This is a genomic window from Methylocystis sp. NC52PC, from assembly GCF_055698645.1.
Map to the genome: position 1 here is coordinate 1,934,361 of NZ_CP170127.1, position 26,938 is coordinate 1,961,298.

Sequence of the window (26,938 nt, forward strand, 5' to 3'; positions counted from 1 at the left end):
TTCCCGATGAGACGGCACGCAAACATGGCGCCAGCAATCTGGCGCGAAGCTTACTTTGTCGCGCCCAAACGGCGAAGCCTCGACGACGCCTTGACGACGCCTTGCCGGACTTCTCCGCAAAACCCATTTTGACAGTCGATCATCATAGCGCAGCGACTGGATGGATCTGATCACCGCGACGCCGCAGGGCCTCTACTGCCCGCGAGGCGACTTCTACATCGACCCCTGGCGGCCGGTCGCGCGCGCCGTCATCACCCATGGCCATTCGGATCATGCGCGCTGGGGTTCGGAGCGCTACCTCTGCCAGCGTGACTGCGCGCCGATCCTGCGTAAGCGCCTGGGCGATATTTCCGTCGAGGCGGTCGATTATGGTCAGCGGATCGATATCAATGGCGTGGCCGTCTCGCTTCATCCGGCCGGCCATGTGCTGGGCTCGGCGCAAGTGCGCGTCGACCATGGCGGGGAGGTCTGGGTCGCCTCCGGCGACTACAAGACCGAGCCCGACGGGGTGAGCGCGCCCTTCGAGGCGCTGCGTTGCGACGTTTTCATCACGGAATCGACCTTCGGCCTGCCAATCTATCGCTGGCGTCCGCAGGCGGATATCATGACCGAGATCAATGATTGGTGGCGGGAAAACGCGGAAGCTGGCCGCGCCAGCGTCATTTTCGCCTATGGGCTCGGCAAGGCGCAGCGGCTCCTCGCCCACCTCGATCCCGCCATCGGCCCGATCGTCTCTCACGGCGCCATCGAGCCGATCACCGACATCTACCGCGCCCAAGGCGTCGCGCTGCCGCCAACGACGCTCGTTTCTCAGATGAGCGGCAAGGACGCCTTCGCCCGCGCCCTTATTGTTGCGCCGCCCTCCGCCGCTGGGACCGCCTGGATGCGTCGCTTCGGCGATTATTCGGACGCCTTCGCGAGCGGCTGGATGCAGATCCGCGGGAACCGGCGCCGGCGCGGCCTCGACCAGGGGTTTCCCCTGTCCGATCACGCCGACTGGCCCGGCCTTCTCGACGCGATCCACGCGACCGGCGCAACGCGTGTTTACGTCACCCATGGCGCCGCCGGCGCGCTGACGCGCTACCTGCGCGAAACCGGCCTCGACGCGCGCACGATGCATACCGAATATGGCGAGGAGGAAGCGGAGAGCGGGGCGCAGGATGCGCAGGAGGCGTCGTGAAGGCCTTCGCCGCGCTCTATCGCGCGCTTGACGCCGCGACCGCCATCAAGCGCAAGCAGCAGGCGCTCGGAGACTATCTGCGCGCCGCCATGGATGACCCGACCGAACATGCGAGCGCCGCCTGGGCGGTTTATTTTCTCGCCGGCGGCAAGCCGCGCCAGCTCGCGCCGACAAAGTTGCTGCGCCGCCTCGCGCAGGAGGAGGCCGAGCTTCCCGAATGGCTTTTCGACGAATGCTATCACGCGGTCGGCGATCTTGCCGAGACCCTGGCGCTGCTCTTGCCGCTCGGCGGCGCGATCGAGGAGGTCTCGCTCGACGCGTGGATGCGCGTCCGCCTTCTGCCGCTGCGGCTAGTGCCGGAAGAGGAGAAATACGCGCAGCTCTGTGAATGGACCCGCGCGCTGCCGCAGCCGCAGCGGCTCGTGTTCTTCAAGCTCATTACCGGCGAACTGCGGGTCGGGGTTTCCCGGCTGCAGGTGACCCAGGCGCTGGCGCTCGCCGCCGGCGTCGATCAGACGCGCATGGCGCAACGCATGATGGGCTATACGCAGGCGGGGCGCGCGCCGACCGCCACGGATTTCGCGGCGTTGACCGCGCCCGCAAGCGCCGACGAAGACGCGGCGTTAAAGGAAGGCCAGCCCTATCCCTTTTATCTCGCGCATCCTTTCCAGCGGCCGGTCGAGGAGATGGCCGAGGTCCTGGGGCCCGTCGACGACTGGATCGTCGAATGGAAATTTGATGGCGTCCGCGCCCAATACGTCCAGCGCGGCGGGCGCTTCGCGCTGTGGTCGCGCGGCGAGGAGCTTGTCACGGACTCCTATCCCGAGCTGGCCGAACTTTCCCGCTGGCTTCCAGACGGCGTCGCGCTCGACGGCGAACTCGTCGTGATGCGCACGGAGGGAGCCGCCTCGCCGCAGGATCTTGCAGGGCTGCGACCCTTCGCGCTCTTGCAGCAGCGTTTGGGGCGCAAGGTCGTCACCGCGAAAATCTTGCGCGAACTGCCGGTCGCCTTCATCGCTTACGATCTTCTCGAACAGGATAACGCGGATCTGCGACCGTCTCCGCAGATCGAACGGCGACGGCTACTCGAGACCTTCGTCGCCGGCGCCTTGTCGCGCGCCTGCGATTTCGGCGTCGCTCTGCCGCTGCGATTGAGCCCTCTCCTGACAGCGCCGGACTGGCCGTCGCTTTATGCGCGGCGCGAGGACGCGCGCGCGCTCGGCGTCGAGGGCATGATCTTGAAAGCGCGCGCCGGCGCTTATGGCGTCGGGCGTCGCAAGGGCTCCGATCGCGACAATGTGTGGTGGAAATGGAAGCTCGATCCGATGAGCGTGGACGCGGTGCTGATCTACGCCCAGCGCGGCCACGGGCGGCGCTCCGGCGTTTATAGCGATTACACGTTCGCCGTATGGAGCGATTCACCGGAGGCGCGCGAGCGCATGCTCATTCCCTTCGCCAAGGCCTATTCGGGGCTGACAGATGAAGAGATGCGCGCGGTCGACGCCATCATTCGCAAGACGACGGTTGAAACTTTCGGCCCGGTGCGCAGCGTGAAACCCACGCTCGTCTTCGAACTCGGCTTCGAAGGCATCGCCGAGAGCAAGCGTCACAGAAGCGGCGTCGCCGTGCGTTTCCCGCGCATGCTGCGCTGGCGGCTCGACAAGCCGGTTGAAGAAGCCGACACGCTGCAGACGCTGCGCGAACTCTTGCCGGCGCAAGATGCTTGAGCGGATCGACGCGGCGGGCGCGGTTGCGCAATTGTTCAAGGCGCGGGGCTGGCGGCCCTTCGACTTTCAGAAAGACGTCTGGGCGCGCATGGCGGCGGGTGAGAGCGGCCTGCTGCACGCCACGACCGGCTCCGGCAAGACCCTCGCCGTCGCGCTCGGCGCCTGGCAGGCGCTGCTTCAGGAAGAGGTCCAGGGCCTGACATTGCTCTGGGTCACGCCGATGCGCGCGCTCGCCGCCGACACGATGCGCGCGCTCGGCGAGGCGCTCGACGCTTTGGAGACGCTTGATCCGACGAGCCCGCCCTGGACCCGGGGCCTGCGCACCGGCGACACCTCGTCCAGTCAGCGCGCCGCGCAAAGCCGCAAGCCCCCGACGCTCCTCGTCACGACGCCCGAAAGCCTGTCGCTTCTGCTCTCGCGCGAGAATGCGCAGGACTATTTTTCACATCTTCGCTTTGTCGTCGTCGACGAATGGCACGAGCTCCTGGGCAACAAGCGCGGCGTGCAGACTCAGTTGGCGCTGGCGCGCCTGCGCCGCTGGCGTCCCGGCCTCGTGACCTGGGGCATGTCGGCGACGCTTGGCGATCTTCAAGCGGCAAAACGCACGCTGCTCGGGCCGCGCGGCGCGGGGGCGCTCGTCGAGGCGCGATTGAAGAAGAAGCTCATCATCGACACGCTCATCCCCGACGCGCCGGAGCGTTTTCCGTGGGCCGGCCATCTCGGCGTCAAAATGGCCCCGCAGGTCGTCGCCGAGATCGAGGCGCACAAAAGCACCCTCGTCTTCACCAACACGCGCTCGCAGGCGGAGCTGTGGCGGCAACATCTGTTGCGGCTGCGTCCCGAGTGGGAAAATTGCGTCGCTATTCACCACGGCTCGCTTGCGCAGGAGGAGCGCGACGCGGTGGAGCGAGCCCTGAAGATCGGCGACCTCAAGGCGGTCGTCTGCACCTCCAGTCTCGATCTCGGCGTCGATTTTCTTCCCGTCGAGCGCGTGCTGCAAATCGGCTCGCCGAAGGGCGTGGCGCGTCTGCTTCAACGCGCCGGCCGCAGCGGCCATGCGCCGGGCCGCGTCTCGCGCGTGACGATGGTCCCGAGCCACAGTCTCGAACTCGTCGAATCCGCCGCGGCGCAGGCGGCGATCCGCAGGGGCCGCGTCGAAAGCCGCGTCTCGCCGGTCGCGCCGCTCGACGTGCTGGCGCAGCATCTCGTGACGATTGGATTGGGCGGCGGCTTCCTGCCTGACGATCTCCTGTCGGAAGTGCGCGAGACCGTCGCTTACGAAACTCTCTCGGACGAGAGCTGGCGCTGGTGCCTCGATTTCGTGCGGCAGGGCGGCCCGACGCTGCGGGCCTATCCCGATTACCGCCGCGTCACCCCCGACGCGAATGGCGTTTGGCGGGTGCGCGACAAACGGCTCGCGCTGCGCCATCGCCTTAACATCGGGGCCATCGTCTCCGACGCGAGCGTCATGGTGCAATATGCGCCGCGCGGGCAGAAGCTCGGGACCGTCGAGGAAAGCTTCGTTGCGCGCATGAAGCCCGGCGACAAGTTCTGGTTCGCCGGCCGGTTGCTCGAACTCGTGAGCGTGCGCGACCTTACCGCTTTTGTGAAGAAGGGGGCGGGCGGCGGCGCGACGCCGCGCTGGATGGGCGGGCGCATGCCGCTGTCGACGACGCTCGCCGACGAAATGGTCGAAACCCTCGCGCGCGCCGCCGAAGGCGACATCGCCTCTCCGGAAATGCGCGCGGCGGCGCCGCTCATCAAATTGCAGCAGCGCTGGTCCGCCTTGCCGACCCCGCAGACGCTGCTCGCCGAGACGCTGAAATCGCGCGAAGGCTGGCATCTCTTTCTCTATCCCTTCGCGGGGCGCAATGCGCATCTGGGTCTCGCGAGCCTCATCGCCTGGCGCGCCGCGCAGATCGCGCCCGGCACGTTCTCCATCGCCGTCAATGATTACGGCTTCGAATTGCTGAGCGCCGGCGCGCGCGACTGGGCGGCTGATCTGCCGCGCCTCATCGCCGCCCACAGTCTCGGCGCGACGCGCGACGAGGTCGTCCAGAGCCTCAACGCCGCCGAACTCGCCCGCCGCCGGTTCCGCGATATCGCACAAATCGCTGGGCTCGTGATCACGGGCTATCCGGGCGAACGCAAAAGCGCACGGCAGTTGCAAGCCTCGTCCAGCCTGTTCTACGACGTCTTTCGCAAATACGATCCCGAGAACGGCTTGCTGCAACAGGCCGAGCGGGAGCTTTTGGAAGACGAGCTCGACGTGCGGCGGCTGCATGAGGCGTTGACGAGAATGAACGCGCGGCGTCTGGACTGCGTCGCTTTGAGGCGCTGCTCGCCCCTCGCCTTTCCGCTCATCGCCGAGCGCTTCCGCGAGAGCCTGAGCACGGAAAGCTTCAACGCCCGCATCGAGCGCCTGCTCGCGCAGCTCAATTCCGCCGCCGACGCATGACCTCAGGCGCATTGTCTTATAACCATCGCGGTCTCGCGCTGCTGCCGCAGCGCGCGGCATGGCAGGCGGAGACGCGCACGCTGTGGATCGCCGATTTGCATCTCGGCAAGGCCGCAAGCTTTCGCGCGCTCGGCCAGCCCGTGCCGCGCGGCACCACGCAGGAGAACCTGCGCCGGCTCGGCGCGCTCATCGACGCCCACGCCGCGCGCCGTCTCGTCGTGCTCGGCGATTTCCTGCACGGGCGGCTGGCGCGCTCGTCAGGCCTTTTCGCGCAATTGCGGGACTGGCGCGCGGCGCGCGGCGATCTCGATTGCATCGTCGTGCGCGGCAATCACGACGCGCGCGCCGGCGACCCCCCCGAGGATTGCGGCTTCACGAGCGTCGACGAGCCTTTTGCCCTTAACGGCGTCGAAGGGTGGCATGATGCGCCGCCGTCCGGCCAGATCGAAGGTCCGACGCTCCTGTCCGGCCACATCCACCCGGTCGCGCGGCTCTCCGGGCCGGGCCGGGACAGGCTGCGGCTGCCCGTATTCTGCCTGCGTGGACGTGAGATCGTTCTGCCCTGCTTTGGCGAATTCACCGGCGGCCATGCGGTTGATCCGCGCGACTGGGGCCAGCTCGTGGTGACGACCGGAACGCGCGTCTTCGCGCTTCCCACCTAGGGGCCGCCACATTTTGCGCGGCGGCGCGAAGGCGCTAAGAAGCCGCGCATGACGACGACCCTTTCGCGAAAGCCAGCGACCGAAACACGCGAGGAGCCCTATGCGCTCGCCGCCGCGCTCTTTGTCGCCTGCGGACTCTTGCTCGCCTTTCCCTGGCTTTCGGGCCGCGTGACGATCCCCTGGGACGCCAAGGCGCATTTCCAGCCGCAGTTCGCTTTTCTCGCCCATGCGCTGCATTCCGGCCAGTCGCCCTTCTGGACGCCGAACGTCTTCGCCGGCATGCCGCAGATCGCCGACCCGCAGTCGCTCATCTTCGCGCCCTTCTTCCTGATCGCCGCGGCGCTCGTTCCCGAACCCTCCTTCATGCTCGAGGACGCCATCGTCTTCGGCATGCTCATCATGGGCGGCCTCGCGCTCATGGCCTATGTCCGCGACCGAGGCTGGAGCGCGGCGGGAGGGCTTCTGGCGGCGCTGGCTTTCGCTTTCGGGGGTTCGGCGGCCTGGCGCATTCAGCACACCGGGCAGGTCATGAGCTTCTCCTGGCTCCCCGTCGCTTTGTGGCTGCTGGCGCGCGCGCTCGATCGGCGCTCGGCCGCCTATGGCGCCGCGGCCGGGGCGGTCGCGGCGTTCATGGTCCTCGGGCGCGATCAGGTCGCTTTTCTCGGCGCGCTGCTGCTCGCCGCTTACGCTGTGTATCGCGTCGCCACCGACGCGAGGCCCCTCAAGAGCGCCGTCGCGCCGCTCCTCGCCGGCGGCGTGGTCGGCGGGGCGATCGTCGCGCTGCCGCTTGCTTTCACCCTCGAACTCGCCGCTCATTCCAACCGTCCGGAGATCAGCCTCGACGGCGCGCATAAGGGATCGTTGCCGCCGGCCTCCTTTTTCACGCTGCTTTCGGCCAATATCTTCGGCACGGACGGCCCGCTTGCCGACTATTGGGGCCCGCCCGTCGGCGAGCCCGACCTCTATCTCGCGCGCAACATGACGGACGTTTACGCGAGCGCGCTCGCCGTCGCGGCGATCGTCGGCGCGATGGGGCGCCGCTGTCTCGCGCAAAGGGAAGCGCGCTTCTTCTTCGGCGCCCTCGTCTTTTTCACGCTTTACGCGCTCGGGCGCTACACGCCCGCCTTCGCGCTTTTCTATCATATCCCCGGCGTCGACCTGTGGCGCCGACCGGCCGACGCCACCTTCCTCTTCGACATCGCGCTCGCGATCCTCGCCGGCTATTCCTTCACCCTCATCGAGCGTGGCGAGGCGCAGCCGCGCGCCGGCTGGCTGACGCTGATTTTCGCTTGCCTCTTCGGGCTCGCCGCCTTCTACGCCGCCTCGAGGGACCATCTCGCGCAAGCGGCGGTCCCTCTCGCGACAAGCGCGGTGTTCGCCGCCGCCGCGGGCGCGCTGATCATTCTCACGCGCATGGGCAAGCTCAACGGCGCCGCGCGCGTCCTCGCCGTCGCCGCCCTGGTGACGGGGGATCTCGCCTTCAACAACGGCCCGAACGAATCAACCGCCTTGCCGCCCGAGCAATTCGAGGCGCTTCGCGCCAACTCGAAGGACCCTGTCATCCAGTTTCTCGAGGGCAAGCTCGCCGAGACCGCCGCGCCCGACCGGCGCGATCGCGTCGAACTCGCCGCGATCGACTTCCACTGGCCGAACGCGACGCTCGTCCATGGGCTCGAGCACGATCTCGGCTATAATCCGATCCGCCTGAAGGTGCTGGAGGACGCGACCGGCGCCGGCGACCATCTGGCGCTGCCCGAGCAGCGCGAATTCACCAAGCTTTATCCCAGCTACCGCTCGCCGCTCTCCGACATGCTCGGTCTGCGGTACGTCGCGACCGGGGTTCCGATCGAAGCAATCGACAAGCGCTACCGGCCCGGCGACTTCGCCGAGCTGACCCGCATCGGCAAGGTGCGCATCTACGAGAACAAGAGCGCCTTCCCGCGCGTGATGGTGGCAACCTGCGCCCTGCACGTCGATTTCGCGGCTTTGGAGAAAAGCGGCGAATGGCCCGAGGCCGACTACCGCGAAACGGTTCTGCTCGAAGAGCCGCCGATCTGCCATTCGCGCAAGGGCCTGCCGCCCGACGCCGCGCGGGCGCGGATTCTTTCTTATGGCAATACGGAGATCTTGGTCGAAGCCCAAGCGCCGTCGGGCGGCGGCTGGCTCGTCCTGTATGATGTCTGGCATCCCTGGTGGTTCGCGACACGGGACGGGGAGGAGGCCGAAATCTTGCGGGCGAATGCGATGTTTCGCGCGGTCCCGATCCCCGAGGGGCGCCATGAGGTGCGGTTTGTGTTCAGGCCTTTAGCGGGGTTGATGCGGGAGATCGGCGGCTAAGCCACTTGCGCATAAACTGCGTCGATCCTCGCGCCGCGGTTGAGCCCCTTGCGGATCGATATTTCCAGCCCCGCCGCGCGCGCCTCTGGCTCAATCTGCGTTAGCAGCCGCCGCGCCGCGGCTTCGCTCTCCACAAAGGCGAAGCCTGTCGGCCCCCAGGAGGTCTGGCCGCCGCCCGTTGCGCCCGCGCGGGTCAAGCCGCCGATCGCCGCCTCGACTTTCGCGCTCGCGAAGCGCCGCCCGCCCTGGCGCGGGGCGAAATAATCGCCGACGATTTCCTGGATGCGCGTCACGGCGGCGCCGAAGGGGCCGAGGTCCCGCTCGGCCAGCGCCGGGAGCGCCTGCATCAGCACCAGCCGGCACAGTTCGCCGCTTTCGGCGGCGCTCGACGGAGGCAAAGCGACGAAAGCCTCCTTTTCATCCGGCCCATGGAGGCCGACGGCCGTCGGGTCGCAGACGAGCAAGACGCGCCAGTCCTCCGGAAATTCGGCGCGCGCGATGACGGGGGGCGTCTGCGTCTGTGGCCCGCGCCCGCCGTCCACAACGAGGCCCCCGGTGACGAAGAGCCCGGCGCCGAGCCCCGAGCGGGCGCCTCGCGACATGAGCGCGGCGTCGGCGGCGGCGTCATGCGGCAGGTCGTGAAGCCGCCGCATCGCAGCCGCGATGGCGAGCGCGAGCTGAGTGCCGGAGCCGAAGCCCGAATGGGCCGGAATGGCTTCCTCGATCGTCAGCTCGTGACAGTCTCCCGGGGCAAGCGCCGCCTCGGCCTTGGCCAAAAGCTGCGCCGCCCGCGCCTGTTCCGGCCCAGCAACGCTGTTCTGCGGCGCTGGGGAGAGAGTGAGTCGGGTCGCAGGCGCGTCGAGCGACAGGCCGAGGCTGCCGAATTTGCGCCCGACGCCGCCGTTCATGTCGAGAAAACCCAGATGCAGCCGGGCCGTCGCCGTGACGCTCACTTGTGCCGACATGGGGCTCCCTGTCCGTCGATCGCGCAAGACTTCACGCTCGTTTAGGCTATATCTGCCTTTGGCGAAAGAAGCCGCCCGCCGACCGCGGGCGCCGGGGAGGAAAGCTTTCATGAGCAAGGAAGAAAAAGCGCTGCCGGAGAATGAGGTGGTCGAGCGGCTGGGCCGGGAGCTGCCGCATTGGCGCTATGAAAACGGCTGGATTCGCCGACGCTACAAGACCCACAGCTGGAAGGGCACGCTGATGGTCATCAATACCGTGGGCCATCTCGCCGAGGCCGCCTGGCATCATCCCGATATTGCCGCCTCTTACGCCTGGGTCGAGGTCAAGCTGATGACCCATACCGCAAAGGGCATCACCGACAAGGACTTCGACCTCGCAAAGAAGATCGAGGAAGTCGTCGGCTGGCGGCCCGGCAAGGAGGGCGGCCCGCTCGAAGGCACCCCGGAGACCGATCAGCGCTTCGCCTACATTAAATATGACTGAGCCTTTGTCGTTCGACTGGGCCGCGATCGCCGCCGCCCGGGATCGATTTTTCGAGCCCATCGGTCGGCGTCCCGTCATCATGGGCATCGTCAACGTCACCCCCGATTCCTTCTCGGACGGGGGACTGTTCGTCTCGAGGGCGGCGGCGCTGGCCCAGGCGACGAAGCTCGCCGCCGACGGGGCCGACATTGTCGACGTCGGGGCCGAATCGACCCGGCCCGGACACACGCCGGTCCCGGCGGAGGAGGAATGGGCGCGGCTCGAGCCGCTGCTCTCCGCGCTGGTGCGAGAGGCGGGCGTTCCGGTTTCGATTGACACTTATAAGGCGATCACCGCGCGGCGCGCGCTGTCGGTCGGCGTCGCGGTCGTTAACGACGTCTGGGGCCTGCAGCGCGATCCCGACATGGCGCCGGCCATCGCCGAGGCGGGGGCGGGGGTCGTCGTGATGCACAACCGCTCCGAGACGGATCCCGGAATCGACATCGTCTCGGACATGCTGCGCTTTTTCGAGCGCTCGCTCGATATCGCCCGGCGCGCGGGCGTGAGCGAGGCCCATCTGGCGCTCGACCCCGGCATTGGCTTCGGCAAGAGCCGGAGTCAGAATTTCGACGCGCTGCGGGCCACTTCGAGGCTGCTTGAGCTCGGCTTTCCGCTGCTGATCGGCGTCTCGCGAAAGTCGATCTTCAAGGGACTGCCGGATGGATTGATTGAAGGGCGTCTGGTCGGCACGCTCGCCGCGAATCTGATCGCCGCCGGCGCCGGGGCGCAGATTTTCCGCGTTCACGACGTCGCCGAGCATCGCGCGGCCTTCGAGGTGTTCACGGCCTTGGGCGGCGCGAAAGGGTGAACCATGCGCGTGGGGTTTGGACTAGGCAGCAATATCGGCGACAAGCCCGAGAATATTCGCAAGGCTCTGGCGCTGCTGGAAGAACGCGGAATCGCGCGGCTGAGCGCCGTCTCCCGCATCTACCGGACGCCGCCCTGGGGCGTGCTCGACCAGGGCGATTTCGCCAACGCCTGCGCCATCGGCGAGACGAGTCTTTCGCCCTATGAACTGCTGGCGGCGGTCAAGACGATCGAGGCCGACATGGGCCGGGAGCCGACCCGCCGCTGGGGGCCGCGGCTCATTGACGTCGACATTCTTTTCTTGGGCGACCACACGCTCGACGACCCCGAATTGACGCTGCCGCACAAGGAGCTTTTCGGGCGTGGATTCGTGCTGCTGCCGCTGGCGGAGATCGCGCCAGACCTGGTGCTCGACGGCGCGCCCGTCGCAGAGGCGCTGACGGCGGTCGACGTCGCCGGGGTCAGACCCTGGACGGAAGGTTAATTCGCCTACCCCCGATGGTGGTATTGCCGCAGCGCAGCATGCAAAGGCCGGCGGCTCGCCTCAAGTCTTGCCAAACCGCTGTAAAACCCGGCGTTTTTTGGCTTATTGCGCTGTCTAAGGAAACGGCCGAAGGCCCGTTGCCGCGCCGAATAGGGTAGGTAAAAAGCCATCCACTGGGGTTGTTATTACTATTCGATAGACAGCATTTTGCTATACCAAGGGATATTGTCATTATGCTGGTGAGGGGGAATGGTTGGGCCACGCTAAACGGGGTTTTCTGGGCTGGTCCCTTAGGGTGGCCTAGTGGGCTTTGTTTAGGCGGCGACGTCGGTGTTCGTCCGATAACAACAAGCGGCAGGATTGGATGTTCGGTCTTTCGGGAAATTTTTCTGAAGGCTGCATGTCCGATGGCCGCGTCAAGAAAGGGCGGTATGGCGTGGGGCGACCTTTAGGGGGCCCTGCCTAACGTTTTAAGACAAACGAGGACGAAGCAGCTCTGTTCTGGGAGGCGGAGCGATACCGGTCACGCGCATATCCCTGGGAGCACATAGGAGGAGTTAATATGGCTTCGACGACGAGCGCAGCTGCTGGCGCAGCTGCTGAGGTACAAATAGTCGATCTTCGCGGAATGTGGATCGGCCTTGCGGTCCTCAACATCTTCTATCTGATCGTGCGCATTTACGAGCAGGTCTACGGCTGGCGCGCTGGCCTGGATTCGTTCGCGCCGGAGTTCCAGACCTACTGGATGTCGATCCTTTGGACCGAGATCCCGCTGGAGCTGGTCTCTGGTCTGGGCCTTGCGGGCTATCTCTGGAAGACCCGCGACCGCAACGTCGACGCGGTGACGCCGCGCGAAGAGATGCGCCGCCTGGTGGTTCTGGTTCAGTGGCTTGTCGTTTACGGCATCGCCATTTACTGGGGCGCGTCGTTCTTCACGGAGCAGGACGGCACCTGGCACATGACGGTGATTCGCGACACGGACTTCACGCCGTCGCACATCATCGAGTTCTACATGAGCTATCCGATCTATTCGGTGATCGCGGTTGGCGCGTTCTTCTATGCGAAGACCCGCATTCCGTATTTTGCTCATGGCTACTCGCTGGCGTTCCTGATCGTCGCCATCGGCCCGTTCATGATCATCCCGAACGTCGGCCTGAACGAGTGGGGCCACACCTTCTGGTTCATGGAAGAGCTGTTCGTCGCTCCGCTGCACTGGGGCTTCGTGTTCTTCGGCTGGATGGCCCTGGGCGTCTTCGGCGTCGTGCTGCAGATCCTGATGCGCATTCATGCGCTGATCGGCAAGGAAGGCGTCGCCCTCCTGACCGAGTAATCGGACAAAGGCCGCCCGCGCCCGGTTGGCGCGGGCGGACGGTTCCGGCGGGATTTTCGCTTACACCACTGACACGAGAAGGCTTTTGATCTGCCGTGACTTTCGGCGGGGGCTGGTTTTTCGTGTCGCGGCTCGGGGGGTTCGCCCCCGGCTCGGGAAGGGGAAGGTTTCGCGGCGCACGTTTCGCGTTGCGCAAAAGAAAACCGAACGCGGGCGTTTCGAGAGGGCGCATCGGGTTTGGACGCGGGTCCGGGGCTTTCGTTCCGTCCTGCGGCAAAAAGAAAGCTCGGAGCCCACGATGGCTTTCCGAGAAACACCAAGGAGAAGAGTGATGTCACAATCGAAAAGCGGGGGGGCGGTCGGTCCGTTCAACTCCGTCGCCGAGGCGGCGGGTTGCGTTCAGACGACGGACTGGATGCTTCTTGTGTTGCTGTTTTTCGCCGTTCTGGGCGGCTATCACGTCCACTTCATGCTGACGGCGGGCGACTGGGACTTCTGGGTTGACTGGAAGGATCGTCGTATGTGGCCGACGGTCGTGCCGATTCTGGGCGTGACCTTCTGCGCGGCGTCGCAGGCTTTCTGGTGGGTGAACTTCCGTCTGCCGTTCGGCGCGGTGTTCGCGGCTCTCGGCCTCCTGATTGGCGAGTGGATCAACCGCTACGTCAACTTCTGGGGCTGGACCTACTTCCCGATCAGCCTTGTGTTCCCGTCCGCTCTGATCGTTCCGGCGATCTGGCTCGACGTGATCCTGCTTCTGTCGGGCTCCTATGTGATCACGGCGGTTGTCGGTTCGCTGGGCTGGGGTCTGCTGTTCTACCCGAACAACTGGCCGGCGATCGCCGCCTTCCACCAGGCGACCGAGCAGCATGGTCAGCTGATGACCCTCGCCGACCTGATCGGCCTCCACTACGTCCGCACGTCGATGCCGGAATACATCCGCATGGTCGAGCGCGGCACGCTGCGCACGTTCGGTAAGGACGTTGTGCCGGTTGCGGCGTTCTTCTCGGGCTTCGTCTCGATGATGGTGTATTTCCTGTGGTGGTTCATGGGTCGCTGGTATTCCACGACCAAGGTCATCGACTCCATCTAATGCGGGCTGGGCCGCGGTTTTGAAACGGGTCGCGGCCTGTCTCGAAGAGGAAAAGAACGCAGGTCCGCATGCGGCCGGGTCGATGATTTGGCTTCACGGCTTGCGAGGAAAAAAGTCGGCTGGCGCGCGAGGCGCCGGCCGGAAGAGGAACCTGGGAGGTTTGTTCATGAAAAAGCTAGTCAAGCTCGCCGCCATTGGCGCGGCGGCTGCTGTGGCGGCGACGCTTGGAGCGGTTGCTCCGGCTTCGGCGCACGGCGAGAAGTCGCAGCAGGCGTTCCTTCGCATGCGCACGCTGAACTGGTATGACGTTCAGTGGTCGAAGACGACGGTCAACGTCAACGAGGACATGGTTCTGTCCGGCAAGGTCCACGTCTTCTCGGCGTGGCCGCAGGCGGTCGCCAATCCGCGCGTGTCGTTCCTGAACGCCGGCGAGCCCGGCCCGGTTCTGGTTCGCACGGCGCAGTTCATCGGCGAGCAGTTTGCGCCGCGTTCGGTGTCGCTGGAGATCGGCAAGGATTACGCCTTCTCGATCAACCTGCGCGGCCGTCGCGCGGGCCGTTGGCACGTCCACGCCCAGATCAACGTTGAAGGCGGCGGCCCGATCATCGGCCCCGGCCAGTGGATTGAGATCAAGGGCGACATGAAGGACTTCACCGACCCGGTGACGCTCCTCGACGGGTCGACCATTGACCTCGAGCACTACGGCATCAGCCGCGTTTATGCGTGGCATCTGCCGTGGATGGCGGTTGGCGCCGCCTGGATCCTGTTCTGGTTCATCCGGAAGGGCATCATCGCGTCCTACGTCAAGGTCGCGGAAGGCCGTCCTGATGACGTCATCGGCGATGACGACCGTCGTATCGGCGCGATCGTTCTCGCTTTGACGATCCTGGCGACCATCGTCGGCTACGCCGTGACGAACTCGACCTTCCCGCGCACGATCCCGCTTCAGGCCGGCTTGCAGAAGCCGCTGACGCCGATCGAGACGGAAGGCACGGCTGGCGTGGGCAAGGAGCAGGTGACGACCGAGCTGAACGGCGGCGTCTACAAGGTTCCGGGCCGTGAGCTGACGATCAACGTGAAGGTGAAGAACGGCACGTCTCAGCCGGTGCGCCTCGGCGAATACACCGCCGCTGGCCTGCGCTTCCTGAACCCGTCGGTGTTCACCTCGAAGCCTGACTTCCCGGACTACCTGCTTGCCGACCGCGGCCTGTCGAACGACGACACGATCGCGCCCGGCGAGTCGAAGGAGATCACGGTGAAGATCCAGGACGCGCGTTGGGACATCGAGCGTCTGTCTGACCTGGCTTACGACACCGACAGCCAGATCGGCGGCCTGCTGTTCTTCTTCACGCCCGACGGCAAGCGCTTCGCGGCTGAAATCGGCGGCCCGGTGATTCCGAAGTTCGTCGCCGGCGACATGCCCTGAGCGAACAACGATCGCTAACCTGAAAAAGCCGGCCGGATCGAAAGATCCGGCCGGTTTCGCTTTTTGCCCGGCAGAAGAAAGTCCAGCGGCTCGGGCCCGCCGCGAAGGACGCCTCGATCCTTTCGCGATCTGCATCGAAAAGCGTCGGCCCGGCCAAAGCCGCGAATCGACCTCTGCCCTGCGCAAGCAAAAACTGGCCTCAAGAAAACGCGGAGAGCCTCGAGGGGCGCACGCCGCAACTTCCCTCGGCGGAGAAAAACACAGGCGTTTCGGCCCGCGAAAAGGGTGCGCTTGCCGACTGGTCTCGACTCAGCCGAAGGAGCGGATCAGGCTTCCGATAAGCAGATTCCACCCATCGATCAGAATGAAGAACAGCACCTTCGCCGGCAGGGCGATCGTTGTCGGCGGCAACATCATCATGCCCATCGACATCGTGATGATCGCGACGATGACGTCGATCGCCAGGAAGGGAACGACAATCAGGAAGCCGATCTCGAAGCCGCGCCGCAGTTCCGAGGTCATGAAGGCCGGCACGAGCACATCCAGGCGCGGCCCATCCTTGGCCGCGGCGGCGTCGGGCCTTCGCAGATCCGCGAATAGACGAAGGTCCTTCTCCCGAACATTCGCGAGCATGAATTGCCGAAACGGCTGCGATATGCGGTTGAACGCCTCAGCTTCTCCGATCTTGCCCTCGATGAGGGGCCGGACCCCCGTTTCCCAGGCCTTCTCGCCGCTCGGCGCCATCACGTAAAACGTCATGAACAGGGCGAGGCTGATCATCACGAGATTGGCCGGCGTGCTTTGCAACCCGAGACCGGCGCGCAGAAAGGAGAGGGCGATGGCGAAGCGCGTGAAACTCGTCACCATCACCAGCAGGCCCGGGGCGATGGACAGAACCGTCAGCGCGCCCATGAGCTGAATGAGGCGCCCGCTCGTCGCGCCGCCGGGATTTGGCAGAAGCGCGTTCAGATCGAAGCCGTCGGCGGCGAGGCCAGCGTTCGGCGCAAGCAGAAGGGCGAAGAGAAGCGCCGCTCTCATTGGACGACCAAAGCCTCGATGATCAGCTCCCGGATGCGGCGTTCCGAACGCGTGGCGGCGCGCTCCGTCAATTCTTCCTGCAGCCGCCGTAAGCCGTCGGGACCTTCGATGGCCGGGAGGTCCAAGGTGCCGATGAAGGCTGTGATGTCCGACATCAGCATGGGGATGAGCGTATCGAGATGTTCCAGCTCGCCCGCGTCGTAGACGATGGCGGATTGGATGCGCACCAATGCGCGCTTCTCGCCGCCCAGATTGGCGACGACGGGAGGCAACTCCCTCACCTTCAGCTGCGCCGGCGCGGCTGGCTGCGCTGCTTCCTTGCCTTTCGCCGCGTCGTGGCCATGGGCCTTGCCAGCGTGCTCGCCCTGGGCGCTTTCTTTGGGGGCGCCGTGTCCGTCCGCTCCAGCCTCTGCCGACTCCTTTGCGGGCGCGCGCCCGCCCGCCTCGGGCAGTTCCGCCTTCGCGGAGTCTTTCGAGGCCAAGAGCGCATAGCCGAGAAAGCCGCCGCCGCCGCCGCCCACGACGGTGACGGCGATGAGTGGGATCAGCAATTGCCGCCATCCGCCTGGCGCGTCTGTCGACTGTCGATCGGTCTCCGCCATTGTGACGCGCCTCCTCAGAACGGAACGAAAGTGTCGTAGAGCTGCTGACCCCAGGCGGGCTGCTGGACTTCGCTCAGCCGCCCGCGTCCGCCATAGGAGACGCGCGCCTCGGCGATCTTGTCGTAGGAGATGGAATTGTCCTTGTTGATGTCGCGCGGACGCGCGATCCCGCCGATCGTGAGGATGCGCAATTCGCTGTTGACGCGAATTTCCTGAGATCCGTGCAAGACGAGATTGCCGTTCGGCATGACGGCCGTGACCACCGCGGCCAAAGTGAATTTGATCTGCTCCGAGCGATTGATGGTGCCTTGGCCCTGCGTCTCGGACTTGTTGTCGATATCGTTTTGCCAGGCGCCCGTCTGCTTCGTCTGAGACGACGCGAGGCCGCCGAGCGCCGGAACGAGATCGAGCAGGAACGTCCATTTGGATTTGATCTTGGCCTCCCGTGAGCGGTCGGTCGAATTGCCGAGCACTGCGCGGTCGTCCATTGAAATGACCACCGTGACGACGTCGCCAACGCTCATCGCCTTGACGTCCTTGAAAAGGTTGACGCGGTTTTCGTCGAGCTGCATGCCGGGCCCGAGCGAGGCGCCGCGCAGCGTTCCGACAGGCAATTGATCATCGTAGAAATTGAGGCCGGAGCCGACCGGCGACATCAGCGGCTCGCGCGCAAAGTCGCGGGGGTCGGTCGCGCAGCCTGCGGCCGCAAGAGAGAGCGCGCAGGCGAGCGTCAAGCGGGTCATGGCTGTCTCGCGGCGCTGGACTTGCGCAAATCCGAGATTTTCTTGACGAGGGCCGCGCCGCGGGCGACCGATATTTCATTCAGGATCGCGCTCGAAACCTTTCCTTTGAGCTGCAGCAGCAGCGCCGCCGCGACGTCGTCATCGAGTTCAGACAGTTGCGCGGCGGCTGCTTCCGGCTTCATGCGCGCGTAAAGGCCAACGAGCGCCTCGCTCGCATTGCGCTCGAAGGAGTCAAGGCGGTCGACAATGACGCGCAATTCATTCTGGCGGGTCTCGAGCGCCTGCAGCCGCGCGGTCACTTCGGTCTCGAGCCGCGCGAGCTCGTGGCGGCGCCGCTCCAGACGCAGGGTCTCGACGGAAGCGGCGATGTCGGCGCAATAATGTTGTTCGTCACGGACGCCCGCGCCCGGACCGGCTTCTGCGTCCGTCACGCGAGCTAGCCAGAAGAGCAGGGGGATCATGGCGCTGGCGATCGCCTGGCGCCGCAGCGCGCCCACGCGCTTGATTCGCTTTAGTCCGAGTCGACTTGTCATGGTTTGAAAAGCATTGACGACCCAAGCTTACGCGTGACTGGCGGGTGCGCGTGTCAGGAGAGGACGGCGGCGAGTTCCTGAATGACATTGGGCTTGGGCGGCGCGTCCGGCGCTTGCTGCAGCGCCTTGTAGATCGCCGGGGTCAGCTGCACGGCCCGGTCGAGCTCCGCGTCGCCACCCGGCTGATAGCCGCCGAGCAGCCGCAGGTCCCGCGTATCCTCGAAGCGCGCCACGAGCGCGCGCGCCTTCGCCACGATCTCGCGCTCCGGCGGGCTCCAGACGCGGTCCGCGAGGCGCGAAATCGATTTCAATATATTGATCGCGGGATAGCGGCCCTGTTCGGCGATCTCGCGCTCCAGAACGATGTGGCCGTCGAGCGTGCCGCGGATGCAGTCGGCGATCGGATCATTGTGATTGTCGCCGTCGACCAGCACCGAAAAGATCGCAGTGATCGAGCCGCCGCCGTCGAGGCCGGGGCCGGCCCGTTCGAGGAGGCGGGGGATATCGGCGAAGACGCTCGGCGCGAAGCCATTGGCCGCGGGCGGCTCGCCGGCGGCCAGCGCGATCTCGCGCAGCGCATGGGCGTAGCGCGTGACGGAGTCCATGATCAGCAGGACGGACTGGCCCTGGTCGCGGTAACTTTCGGCAATGGCCGTCGCGGCCAGCGGCGCCAGCCGTCGCATCATCGGGCTTTCGTCGCCCGTCGCGACGACGACGACCGCATTGGCCGCACTTTGGCCGAGCGCCTCGGCGAGAAAGTCGCGCACCTCGCGTCCGCGCTCGCCGACGAGGCAGATCACCGCCGAGTCGAAAGCCGCAGAGCGGGTCATCATCGACAAAAGCGTGGATTTGCCCACGCCGGAACCGGCGAAGACGCCGACCCGCTGGCCGCGGCAGAGGGGCGTGAATGCGTCGATGGCGGCGACGCCTGTCGGCGCCGGCGCGTCGACTCGCGCGCGGGACATCGGGTTGGGCGGGGGCGCATCGAGCCCGCGCGTCGGCCCCTGGTTCAACGGGCCGAGCCCGTCGATGGGGCGGCCGAGCGCGTCGATGACGCGGCCCTTCCAGTCCAGGTGCGGCGCGATTTCGATGGGCCCCAGCCGCGTGACCCGGGCGCCGAGGCCGACCCCGGCGTTGCTTTCGAAGGATTTCACCAGCACCCCGGCGCGGTCGATGCGAATCGCCTGGCCGTGGCAGGAGCGTCCGGCGCCTTCTAGCAGCACGCAATCGTCGAGGCGCAGAAATTTCGACAATCCCTCGACGCGGAAATGCGACGGCGAGACTTCCGTGACGACGCCGCTGACGGAAAGCCGCGCGCCCCTGCGGGCGAAAGAGGCGACGGCGTCGCCGAGCCGCGTGAGCGCGTCCGCCAAAGGCTCAGGCGCCGCCGAGCGTGCGGACGGCGGCGCGCTGCGAGGCGTCGAGCATGTCGTAGGCCGCGGCGGCGTTATCGAAGCTGCGATGCGCCAAAATCAACTTCGTCAACTCGCTCACCGGGCTGATATTGGCGTTCTCGAGATGGCCCTGCGCCACGCCGTTGAGCGTGAAGTTCACGATCGGCGTCGCCGGAATCGACGGAACGACGCTCGAATTTTCGCCGCGCCGCAGAGTCGCCGCCCCGTCGATCTGGAACAGGCCGACGGCGCCGAACTGGCGGTCGCCTTGCTGGATCATGCCGTCGCGAAAGATCATTGGCGCGCCAGCGGTCGGATCGAGCACAATGGGCGCGTTGCCTGCGTCGAGCACCGGATGGCCCAGGAGGGTCTGGACGTCGCCCGTCTCCAGCATTTTGAAGCGGCCGTCTCGCGTATAGGCGACCCCTTGGGGCGTCTGGATCGCAAACCAGGCGTCGCCGACAACGGCGAGGTCCAAGGGATTGTCGGTCTTCGATAATGCGCCGGGGGCGCGGGAGATGAAATCTGCGCCGGCCGTGGCGTAGGCGGTCGGCGTCGGCGACGCCTTGGACAGCACGGTGTCGAAGCTCACGCCCGTGGCGCGGTAGCCGATGGTCGCGGCGTTGGCGACATTTTCGGCGATGGTCGTCAACCGTTTGTCCAATGCGACCTGGGAGGAGAGCGTGACGTAAAAGGCCGGTTGCATGGCTTAGCCTTGCGTTTTCCAATTTTTAAGATGTTGGGCCGCGAAGCTTGTCCCAGCGGCGCCAGCCTCGCTCATGGAAAGCGCCGCTGTGGGCTCCCGACGGATCCAGCCGAGCCTAATTTTGAGCTTTGCTGAAAAAAACTGCAGACAAAACGTATTTTAGGCGGCGCTTGAACACATTTTTACTTGATCCGAGACCAATTTAACGCAAAGTTCGCGCAAGCGCCGCCCAGCCCCAATGAGCGGCGTTCCTGGTTCGTCGCCTTGGGCAGGGGCGCTGCAATGTTCAAAAATATTCGTGAGAAATTGCTTTTCGCCAGCGTCGCGGCCGCGGCCGCGGTCATGGCTTGCGGCGCCTGGGCTTATGACAGCATCGGCGTCGCTTCCTATGTGCGCAATGACGTCAATGGCGTGCTGCCAACCCGGACGGCGCTGATCAACGTCGGCGAGGGCATCGTCCGGGACGAGATCATCAAGACGACCCCCGACAGCGCGGCGAAGGTCGTTTTCACCGACAACACCAATCTGTCCATCGGGCCGAGTTCGGTGGTGAAGCTGGATAAATTCGTCTTTTCGGGAGAGTCGAGCTACCAGAAGGCGACGATCAATATCGCCAAGGGCGCGCTGCGCTTCACGACCGGCAGTTCAGACAAGCACGCCTATGAGATAAAGTCCCCGGTCGCCACCATCGGCGTGCGCGGCACCGTCTTCGAATTCTCCTATTCCGGCTCCGGCCGCAGAGAAACGGTCGGAGAGACCTGCGCCGGCGGCAAGAACTGCAAATCGAAATGCTCGGACATTGGCGCCGGACAAAGCGCGACCATTCAGGGCAAAGAGGGCAGGTCGGTGATCAACGTCCTCGATGGCGTCGTTCACGTCTGTTCGCTGACGGCCGCGCAATTCGGGCCGCCCAACCAGATGATCGATTGCGCCGGGGCCATGTGCACGGCCGAGACCTTTGCTGAGGCCCAGCAACTGGGGATCCCCGGCGAGGGTTTGGGCTCGATCCTCGCGCCCGCCGCCGCCGCCGCAGCGATCGGCGGCGGAATCGGGGGCGGATTGGCCGGGCAGAACAACAACTCGCCGCTGACCTTCCCGCCGCGGATCAACCAGCCGTACCCTGCGACGTCGACGGGACAACAGCAGCCGAACAACTAAAGACGGCGCGCGGCGCCGCAAGCGCGTCGCGCCGCAGGGCCTCCGCGAGGGCGCGGCTTAAGCGGAAACGCTCGCAAGCCGCTTCGCGTCGAAGATCCAGGGCAGCTTCACCAGCACAAGCGTCGCCAGATACTTTGCATATTCTTCGGCCCTCTCCCGCAGGGGATCGCCGTTGAGCGCATCCTCGACCGGATAGGGGATAATTCGCTGCTGTCCCAGCGTCGCCGATAAGAGCGCCAGCGCGCGCGCCATGTGAAGGCGGGACGTAATCAGCAGCACGGGACCCTCGATTTTCCGCTGCTGCAGCCAGGTCCGCGTTTCAAGAGCGTTGGCGGCGGTGTTGTCGGCCATTTCGCCCAACTCGACGCAGCAGGCCAGGAGCCGCGGCAGGTCTTTGATATTGGGGTTGCGCTCGGCGAAGAGCGGCGCGAATCGCCCGGGAAAAATGCCGGCGCGGCTGTTTGCGCCGGAAATGAACAGACGCGGCGCCGCGCCGGCCGCGGCGAGTTGGAGTCCGGCGTCGATGCGCTCGTGAGCGCCCGTGAAAACAACGGCCGCCGCCACAGACTCGATGGACTGGGCCGGCGGCGCGCTGAAGGAGTCGAACGCCAGAAAACCGTAGGGCAGGCTGAGCAGGGCGGCGGCGAGGCAGACGCGTCCGGCGATCCGTACGAACATGTCTTCCGAGCCCTCGCGCCGGAGCCCTACCTCACCTGCGTCCGACGCTCACATAGGCGAAGCCATGCTTGCGGGCGTCCGCCGGGCGGTAAACGTTGCGCAGATCGACGAGGATGGGCTGCTTGAGCAGGCGCTTGACGCGCTCGAGATCGAGCGCGCGGAACGCGTCCCATTCCGTCACGATCGCCAGCGCGTCGGCGCCCTCGATCGCCGAATAGGCGTCCTCGTGGAAGATCACCTCCGGCATCAGCGGCCGCGCCTGCGCCATGCTCTCGGGATCATAGGCGTGCACCTCGGCGCCGTCGCCGGCGAGCGAGGCGACGATCGCCAGGGACGGCGCGTCGCGCATGTCGTCGGTGTTGGGCTTGAAGGCGAGTCCCAAGAGCGCGATGCGCTTGCCGCGCACCGAGCCTCCGAGCGCATGGATGATCTTGCGCGCCATGGCGCGCTTGCGCGAGTCGTTGACGGCGACGACCGTCTCGACAATGCGCAGGCTCGATCCCTCGTCCTGTCCCGTCTTGATGAGCGCCAGCGTGTCCTTGGGGAAGCAGGAGCCGCCGTAGCCCGGCCCGGCGTGCAGAAACTTCGAGCCGATGCGCTTGTCGAGGCCGATGCCGCGGGCGACCTCTTGAACGTCGGCGCCGACCTTCTCGCAAAGGTCCGCAATCTCGTTGATGAAGGTGATCTTGGTCGCCAGAAAGGCGTTGGCGGCGTATTTGGTGAGTTCCGAAGTGCGGCGGCCGACGAAGACGAGCGGCGGCGCGTTGAGCGACAGCGGCCGATAGATCTCCTCCATGACCTCGCGGGCGCGCGGCTCCTCGACCCCGATCACCACGCGGTCGGGGCGTTTGAAGTCCTCGATGGCGGCGCCCTCGCGCAGGAATTCCGGGTTGGAGACGACCGCGAAGTCGGCTTTCGGATTCACCTCGCGAATGATGCGCTCCACCTCGTCGCCGGTGCCGACCGGCACGGTCGATTTGTTGACGACGACGGTAAACCCGTCGAGCGCCGAGGCGATCGTTTTGGCGGCGGCGTAAACGTAAGAAAGATCGGCGTGCCCGTCGCCGCGGCGCGATGGCGTGCCGACGGCGATGAACACCGCATCGGCGCCTTTCACGGCGGGCGCGAGTTCGGTCGTGAAGGCGAGGCGGCCCTGTTTGACGTTATTGGCGACGAGTTCGTCGAGGCCCGGTTCGTAAATCGGAATCTCGTTACGCTTCAACCGCTCGATTTTGCCGGCGTCGGAATCGACGCAAATCACATTGTGGCCAAAGTCCGCAAAGCATGCCCCGGAAACGAGTCCCACATAGCCGGAGCCGATCATCGTAATGTTCATTTAGGAATGGTCCTCTCGAGAGCGCACGGAAAACCGTTGGAAGCCGTGCATAGTCATTGTTTCTGCCGCGTTTTTTGTCAATGTTCCGACGAAAGCCGCAGGCGTTCGGCAAGCTTATCCGGGCCGGGCCTTTGGCGCGCAAAGTCTCGGTTGGCGCTTTTTCAGTAGAGCTTGTCTTCTCATTTGGGCGGGAGGGCGTTCATTCATCGTTTCGGCGAGGGAGTGCGCGTCGTTCACAACGCTTTTATGACCACGCATGAGCGAAAGCGTTCCTCAAGACTTGCGTAAGACTAAATCGGAGATCGTGACAGTCTCTCCCCGGCGCCGTCCATCCTGTCTTGCTGCAACGCAGAATAAAAGCGGGCGCGCGGCGGCGACGTCGACTTGCGACTTCGCGGGTGAAGCGAGCGAAGTAATGCCGTTATGCCGCGCCTCTTCGGAGACGACCTGGCTGCAGAGCGGCTCGATACCGAAAAAACCTACTTTCATCCATCGTTTCTCGGGTAAAGCATTTGACAATCGCAGAGCTATAGCCGAATGGAAATGCGCGGCAAAAAATCAAAACAAGCCGAAGCAGGCGCTGCGGGGAAACATTGACCGAGACAATCGACATAACGGCCGGACGCCAGAGCAGTCCGGACGCGAGAGCGCTGGCCCAGCGCATGGCAATACTGAAAACTCAGGCGAAGGAAAAGGGTTATTTTAAAGTGCCCGCATGGGAGCAGGCGCTCCGTTGCGTTGAAGTCGTGGCCGTCCCGGCGCTTGCCTTTTTTCTGCTGTCGAAGGGCGGCGCCTTCGCCCTCGCCGGCGCGCTTCTCCTGGGGATGCATTACCCGCGCACCGCCTATCTCGGCCACGACCTCGCCCATAATCACTGGGGACCGCGAGACGACGCGAAGCCGCGCTTCATGCTCGGCGTCGTGGCGCTATTTCAGGGGTTCGGCTCCGCCTGGTGGATCGAGAAGCATGAATTGCACCATTCTTTCCCCAACGGCTGCCGCGTGGGCGAAGACGGCGTGCTGGTCCCGATCGACGGCGACATCGATTCCGTGCCGTGGATCGTCTGGGACAAAGCGCTCGTCGACTATAACAGCAAGGCGTGCAAATCGACCTGGCAACGGCTTCTCTCCTATGTGATGCCGCGCTTTCAGGTGCCGCTGTTCTTCCCGCTGCTCTCGCTCGCCCGTTTCAATTGGAGCTGGCAGAGCATCGAGACGGCTGCGCGCCGGGGACTGAACCTCGAGGCGGCGCTTTGCGTCGCCCATTGGGCGCTCGGACTGACGCTCGCGGGCTTTCTGACGCCGGGCCCGGCCTGGACGGGCTGGCTCTGGTTTCTCTGCGCGCAGCTCCTCGGCGGATTTATCCTCGCCTTCGTCTTCGTCCTCAATCACACCGGGATGGAGGTCTATGACGCGACAGAGGCGAAAGGCTTTTATGACCGGCAGGCGCGCTCGACGCGCAACACGCCGACCTCCGCTTTTCTGGACTGGCTGACCGGCGGCCTCAACAGCCAGATCGAACATCACATGTACCCCACGATGGCCCGCCGCAATCTGCCCAAGATGCGCGAAGCCACCCGCAAAGCCATGATCGATTGCGGCTACGTTTACGAGGAGTTGAAGAACGGCGAGGCCATGGCCGCCGTTCTCCTCGCGCTCGGCGAGGCGGCCAGGGCCTGACGCGCGCCGGGCGCTCCGCCCTTCCTGCAAGCGCAGCGAGGCAATCCGCGGCCGGAGCGGCGCGGCTTGCTTCGCGCGCCCCCCGCGCGACGACGAGACCGTCCCTTGGACGCCGTCCCTTGTTTCAAATAAAACATGCGGGCGAGCATTTGAGAGGATCGAGCGGCTCCGGCCCTTCTTCCTGGAGAAAGGGCGCTGGCCATGGCGGAGGCGAACAATAAAAGGGAGTGGCGCTTCGATCTCGGCTATTTCCTCCTGGCCGCGATCGCCATTTTGGTCTTTCAGCAACTCTGGGAGACCTATGGGGAAACCAACGTCGTCCCCTACAGCGAATTTTACGATCTCCTGCGGGAGGGCAAGCTCGCCGACGTCCAGGTCGGCGACCGAGCCGTGCGCGCGACGCTAAAAGCGCCGCTGCCCGATGGCAAGAAACAAGTGGTTGCGGTCCGGGTCGATCCGAATTTCGCGCAGGAGCTCGAGGCCGCCAAAGTCGTCTATTCGGGACAGGTCCAGCAAGGCTGGATCTCGACGCTTCTGTCGTGGGTCGTCCCGGCCGCCATTTTCTTTTTCATCTGGAGTTATCTCGCTCGGCGGGTCGGGCAGGGCCTCGGCTCGGTGATGTCGGTCGGCCAGAGCCGCGCCAAGATCTTCGTGGAGACCGACATCAAAGTCGGTTTCAAGGACGTCGCCGGCGTCGACGAAGCCAAGGAAGAACTTCAGGAAATCGTCGCCTTCCTGAAAGATCCCGTCACTTATGGGCGTCTCGGCGCCCATGTGCCCAAAGGCATCCTGCTCGTCGGGCCGCCGGGTACCGGCAAGACTTTGCTCGCGCGCGCCGTCGCCGGAGAGGCGGGCGTCCCGTTCTTCTCGATCAACGGCTCAGAATTCGTGGAGATGTTCGTCGGTGTCGGCGCCGCGCGCGTGCGTGATCTGTTCAATCAGGCGCGCGGGGCGGCGCCTTGCATCATCTTCATCGACGAACTCGACGCGCTGGGCCGCGCCCGCGGCATTTCCGGGCTGAGCGGCGGGCACGACGAAAAGGAGCAGACGCTCAATCAGCTGTTGAGCGAACTCGACGGATTCGACCCGACGGTCGGCGTCGTCCTCCTCGCCGCCACAAACCGCCCGGAAGTGCTCGACCCGGCGCTCTTGAGGGCGGGCCGTTTCGACCGTCAGATTTCGGTTGATCGACCCGACAAGAACGGCCGTCTCGCCATCCTCGGGGTGCATCTGACGCGCATCAAGCTCGCGCCAGACGTCGATCCGGCGAAAATCGCAGCCATGACCCCGGGCTTTACGGGCGCCGACATCGCCAATCTCGTCAATGAGGCGGCGATGCTCGCGACGCGGCGCAAGGCCGGCGCCGTCACGCTCGAAGACTTCACGGCGGCGATCGAGCGTCTGCTCGCGGGGCCGGAGAAGCGCAAGCGTATTCTCAATCCCCGTGAAAAGCGCATCGTCGCCTATCACGAGATGGGCCACGCCATCGTCGCCATGGCGCTGCCGGACGTCGATCCGATCAAGAAGGTCTCCATCGTGCCGCGCGGAATCGGAGCGCTCGGCTACACCATGCAAATGCCGACCGAAGACCGCTATCTGATGACGCGCAGCGAACTCGTGAATCGCATGACCGTGCTGCTCGGCGGGCGGGCGGCGGAAATGCTCGTCTTCAAGGAGGCGACGACGGGCGCCGCCGACGATTTGCAGCGCGCAACGGAGATGGCGCGCGCCATGGTCACGCGCTACGGCATGGAACAGGAGATCGGCCAGGCGTCGTTCGTCGTCGAGCGCCCGCGTTACCTCGATCTCCAGGGCCTTGGCCCGCAGCAATCCGAAATGAGCGACGAGACCAATGCGCGGATCGACGGCGCCATCAACAGTCTCGTCGAACAAGCCTTCCGTCGCGCGATGGAGATCCTCGCGGGCTGCGCGACGGTACATGTCGATTGGGCCGAGCGCCTGCTCGATCAGGAAACCTTCGGCGAGAGCGATCTCGCCAAGATTTACGCCGAGGTGAGAGGCGCGATGCAAAGCCGCAATGCTGCTGCTTCGTGACGAAGCCGCCGGCGCGCCGGCGTCGTC

Annotated in this window: 24 protein-coding genes; 15 read left to right on the forward strand and 9 right to left on the reverse strand. The window is 65.4% G+C overall.

Features of this window, described 5'->3' with window-relative positions; all coding sequences use genetic code 11:
* The first annotated feature begins 160 nt into the window (after window positions 1–160).
* The 5 genes from ACETII_RS11335 to ACETII_RS11355 are packed head-to-tail and all read left to right on the forward strand — an operon-like array spanning window position 161 to window position 8,364.
* On the forward strand, window positions 161–1,180 hold the full coding sequence (locus ACETII_RS11335; protein WP_472788101.1) for a ligase-associated DNA damage response exonuclease: 1,020 nt from the start codon (window positions 161–163) through the stop codon (window positions 1,178–1,180).
* The gene (locus tag ACETII_RS11340) at window positions 1,177–2,907 is read left to right on the forward strand and encodes an ATP-dependent DNA ligase (protein ID WP_472788102.1); all 1,731 of its coding nucleotides are present in this window, start codon (window positions 1,177–1,179) and stop codon (window positions 2,905–2,907) included. Before ACETII_RS11335 ends, ACETII_RS11340 begins: the two co-directional genes overlap by 4 nt.
* Entirely contained in the window at window positions 2,900–5,365 is a 2,466-nt protein-coding gene (locus ACETII_RS11345) for a ligase-associated DNA damage response DEXH box helicase (protein WP_472788103.1), read from the forward strand. The genes ACETII_RS11340 and ACETII_RS11345 overlap by 8 nt, the downstream gene beginning before the upstream one ends.
* An 11-nt stretch (window positions 5,366–5,376) precedes the next feature.
* The gene (pdeM, locus tag ACETII_RS11350) at window positions 5,377–6,027 is read left to right on the forward strand and encodes a ligase-associated DNA damage response endonuclease PdeM (RefSeq protein WP_472788104.1); all 651 of its coding nucleotides are present in this window, start codon (window positions 5,377–5,379) and stop codon (window positions 6,025–6,027) included.
* Window positions 6,028–6,075: 48 nt separating this feature from the next.
* Window positions 6,076–8,364 carry a hypothetical protein gene (locus ACETII_RS11355; protein WP_472788105.1) on the forward strand — a complete coding sequence of 763 codons (2,289 nt, stop codon included), beginning with the start codon at window positions 6,076–6,078 and terminating at the stop codon, window positions 8,362–8,364.
* On the opposite strand, the gene ACETII_RS11360 is transcribed toward ACETII_RS11355, so the two are convergent.
* A complete protein-coding gene (locus tag ACETII_RS11360; protein ID WP_472788106.1) occupies window positions 8,361–9,329 on the reverse strand; it encodes a beta-ribofuranosylaminobenzene 5'-phosphate synthase family protein in 969 nt (322 codons plus the stop codon). The genes ACETII_RS11355 and ACETII_RS11360 overlap by 4 nt on opposite strands.
* A gap of 109 nt (window positions 9,330–9,438) precedes the next feature.
* Here ACETII_RS11360 and ACETII_RS11365 point away from each other — a divergent pair, with 109 nt between their 5' ends.
* The 6 genes from ACETII_RS11365 (at window position 9,439) to amoB (ending at window position 14,989) form a co-directional block, all read left to right on the forward strand.
* Complete coding sequence (locus ACETII_RS11365) at window positions 9,439–9,813, forward strand: 4a-hydroxytetrahydrobiopterin dehydratase (protein ID WP_363345973.1); 375 nt, start codon at window positions 9,439–9,441, stop codon at window positions 9,811–9,813.
* On the forward strand, window positions 9,806–10,660 hold the full coding sequence (folP, locus tag ACETII_RS11370) for a dihydropteroate synthase (protein WP_472788107.1): 855 nt from the start codon (window positions 9,806–9,808) through the stop codon (window positions 10,658–10,660). The genes ACETII_RS11365 and folP overlap by 8 nt, the downstream gene beginning before the upstream one ends.
* A gap of 3 nt (window positions 10,661–10,663) precedes the next feature.
* The gene (folK, locus tag ACETII_RS11375; protein WP_363345977.1) at window positions 10,664–11,143 is read left to right on the forward strand and encodes a 2-amino-4-hydroxy-6-hydroxymethyldihydropteridine diphosphokinase; all 480 of its coding nucleotides are present in this window, start codon (window positions 10,664–10,666) and stop codon (window positions 11,141–11,143) included.
* A gap of 562 nt (window positions 11,144–11,705) precedes the next feature.
* On the forward strand, window positions 11,706–12,473 hold the full coding sequence (gene amoC, locus ACETII_RS11380) for a bacterial ammonia monooxygenase, subunit AmoC (protein WP_363345979.1): 768 nt from the start codon (window positions 11,706–11,708) through the stop codon (window positions 12,471–12,473).
* A 331-nt stretch (window positions 12,474–12,804) separates the two neighbouring features.
* Window positions 12,805–13,563: a bacterial ammonia monooxygenase, subunit AmoA gene (gene amoA / locus ACETII_RS11385; protein WP_363345981.1), complete on the forward strand. Its 759-nt coding sequence runs from the start codon at window positions 12,805–12,807 to the stop codon at window positions 13,561–13,563.
* 166 nt (window positions 13,564–13,729) lie between these two features.
* A complete protein-coding gene (amoB, locus tag ACETII_RS11390) occupies window positions 13,730–14,989 on the forward strand; it encodes a bacterial ammonia monooxygenase, subunit AmoB (RefSeq protein WP_363345982.1) in 1,260 nt (419 codons plus the stop codon).
* Window positions 14,990–15,298: 309 nt separating this feature from the next.
* Here the strand turns inward: amoB and fliP are convergent, their stop codons facing one another.
* The 6 genes from fliP to flgF are packed head-to-tail and all read right to left on the reverse strand — an operon-like array spanning window position 15,299 to window position 20,005.
* Window positions 15,299–16,027: a flagellar type III secretion system pore protein FliP gene (fliP, locus tag ACETII_RS11395; RefSeq protein WP_472788108.1), complete on the reverse strand. Its 729-nt coding sequence runs from the start codon at window positions 16,025–16,027 to the stop codon at window positions 15,299–15,301.
* Window positions 16,024–16,629: a flagellar basal body-associated FliL family protein gene (locus tag ACETII_RS11400; RefSeq protein WP_472788109.1), complete on the reverse strand. Its 606-nt coding sequence runs from the start codon at window positions 16,627–16,629 to the stop codon at window positions 16,024–16,026. Before ACETII_RS11400 ends, fliP begins: the two co-directional genes overlap by 4 nt.
* Window positions 16,630–16,643: 14 nt before the next feature.
* Window positions 16,644–17,372, reverse strand: coding sequence for a flagellar basal body L-ring protein FlgH (locus ACETII_RS11405; RefSeq protein ID WP_363345988.1), 729 nt, complete (start codon window positions 17,370–17,372; stop codon window positions 16,644–16,646).
* Window positions 17,369–17,905, reverse strand: a complete 537-nt coding sequence (locus ACETII_RS11410; RefSeq protein ID WP_472788110.1) for a MotE family protein — start codon at window positions 17,903–17,905, stop codon at window positions 17,369–17,371. Before ACETII_RS11410 ends, ACETII_RS11405 begins: the two co-directional genes overlap by 4 nt.
* Before the next feature lie 53 nt (window positions 17,906–17,958).
* A complete protein-coding gene (locus ACETII_RS11415) occupies window positions 17,959–19,278 on the reverse strand; it encodes a FliI/YscN family ATPase (RefSeq protein ID WP_363345992.1) in 1,320 nt (439 codons plus the stop codon).
* Between the two features lie 4 nt (window positions 19,279–19,282).
* The gene (gene flgF, locus ACETII_RS11420; protein WP_363345994.1) at window positions 19,283–20,005 is read right to left on the reverse strand and encodes a flagellar basal-body rod protein FlgF; all 723 of its coding nucleotides are present in this window, start codon (window positions 20,003–20,005) and stop codon (window positions 19,283–19,285) included.
* Between the two features lie 282 nt (window positions 20,006–20,287).
* Between flgF and ACETII_RS11425 the strand changes: the two genes are divergently transcribed.
* Window positions 20,288–21,163, forward strand: a complete 876-nt coding sequence (locus ACETII_RS11425; RefSeq protein ID WP_472788111.1) for a FecR family protein — start codon at window positions 20,288–20,290, stop codon at window positions 21,161–21,163.
* 57 nt (window positions 21,164–21,220) lie between these two features.
* Here ACETII_RS11425 and ACETII_RS11430 read toward each other — a convergent pair whose 3' ends face one another.
* Both ACETII_RS11430 and ACETII_RS11435 read right to left on the reverse strand, forming a co-directional pair.
* Window positions 21,221–21,841: a YdcF family protein gene (locus ACETII_RS11430; protein WP_472788112.1), complete on the reverse strand. Its 621-nt coding sequence runs from the start codon at window positions 21,839–21,841 to the stop codon at window positions 21,221–21,223.
* A 31-nt stretch (window positions 21,842–21,872) separates the two neighbouring features.
* Window positions 21,873–23,177, reverse strand: a complete 1,305-nt coding sequence (locus ACETII_RS11435) for a UDP-glucose dehydrogenase family protein (RefSeq protein WP_472788113.1) — start codon at window positions 23,175–23,177, stop codon at window positions 21,873–21,875.
* 256 nt (window positions 23,178–23,433) lie between these two features.
* On the opposite strand from ACETII_RS11435, the gene ACETII_RS11440 reads away from it, so the two are divergent.
* The 3 genes from ACETII_RS11440 to ftsH all read left to right on the forward strand — a co-directional run bounded on the left by ACETII_RS11440 (window position 23,434) and on the right by ftsH (window position 26,911).
* Window positions 23,434–23,883 (forward strand): hypothetical protein, encoded by a 450-nt coding sequence (locus ACETII_RS11440; protein ID WP_472788114.1) that lies wholly within the window; start codon window positions 23,434–23,436, stop codon window positions 23,881–23,883.
* The gene (locus tag ACETII_RS11445; RefSeq protein ID WP_363346004.1) at window positions 23,840–24,856 is read left to right on the forward strand and encodes a fatty acid desaturase; all 1,017 of its coding nucleotides are present in this window, start codon (window positions 23,840–23,842) and stop codon (window positions 24,854–24,856) included. Before ACETII_RS11440 ends, ACETII_RS11445 begins: the two co-directional genes overlap by 44 nt.
* Window positions 24,857–25,057: 201 nt before the next feature.
* Entirely contained in the window at window positions 25,058–26,911 is a 1,854-nt protein-coding gene (gene ftsH, locus ACETII_RS11450; protein ID WP_472788115.1) for an ATP-dependent zinc metalloprotease FtsH, read from the forward strand.
* Window positions 26,912–26,938: the final 27 nt, after the last annotated feature.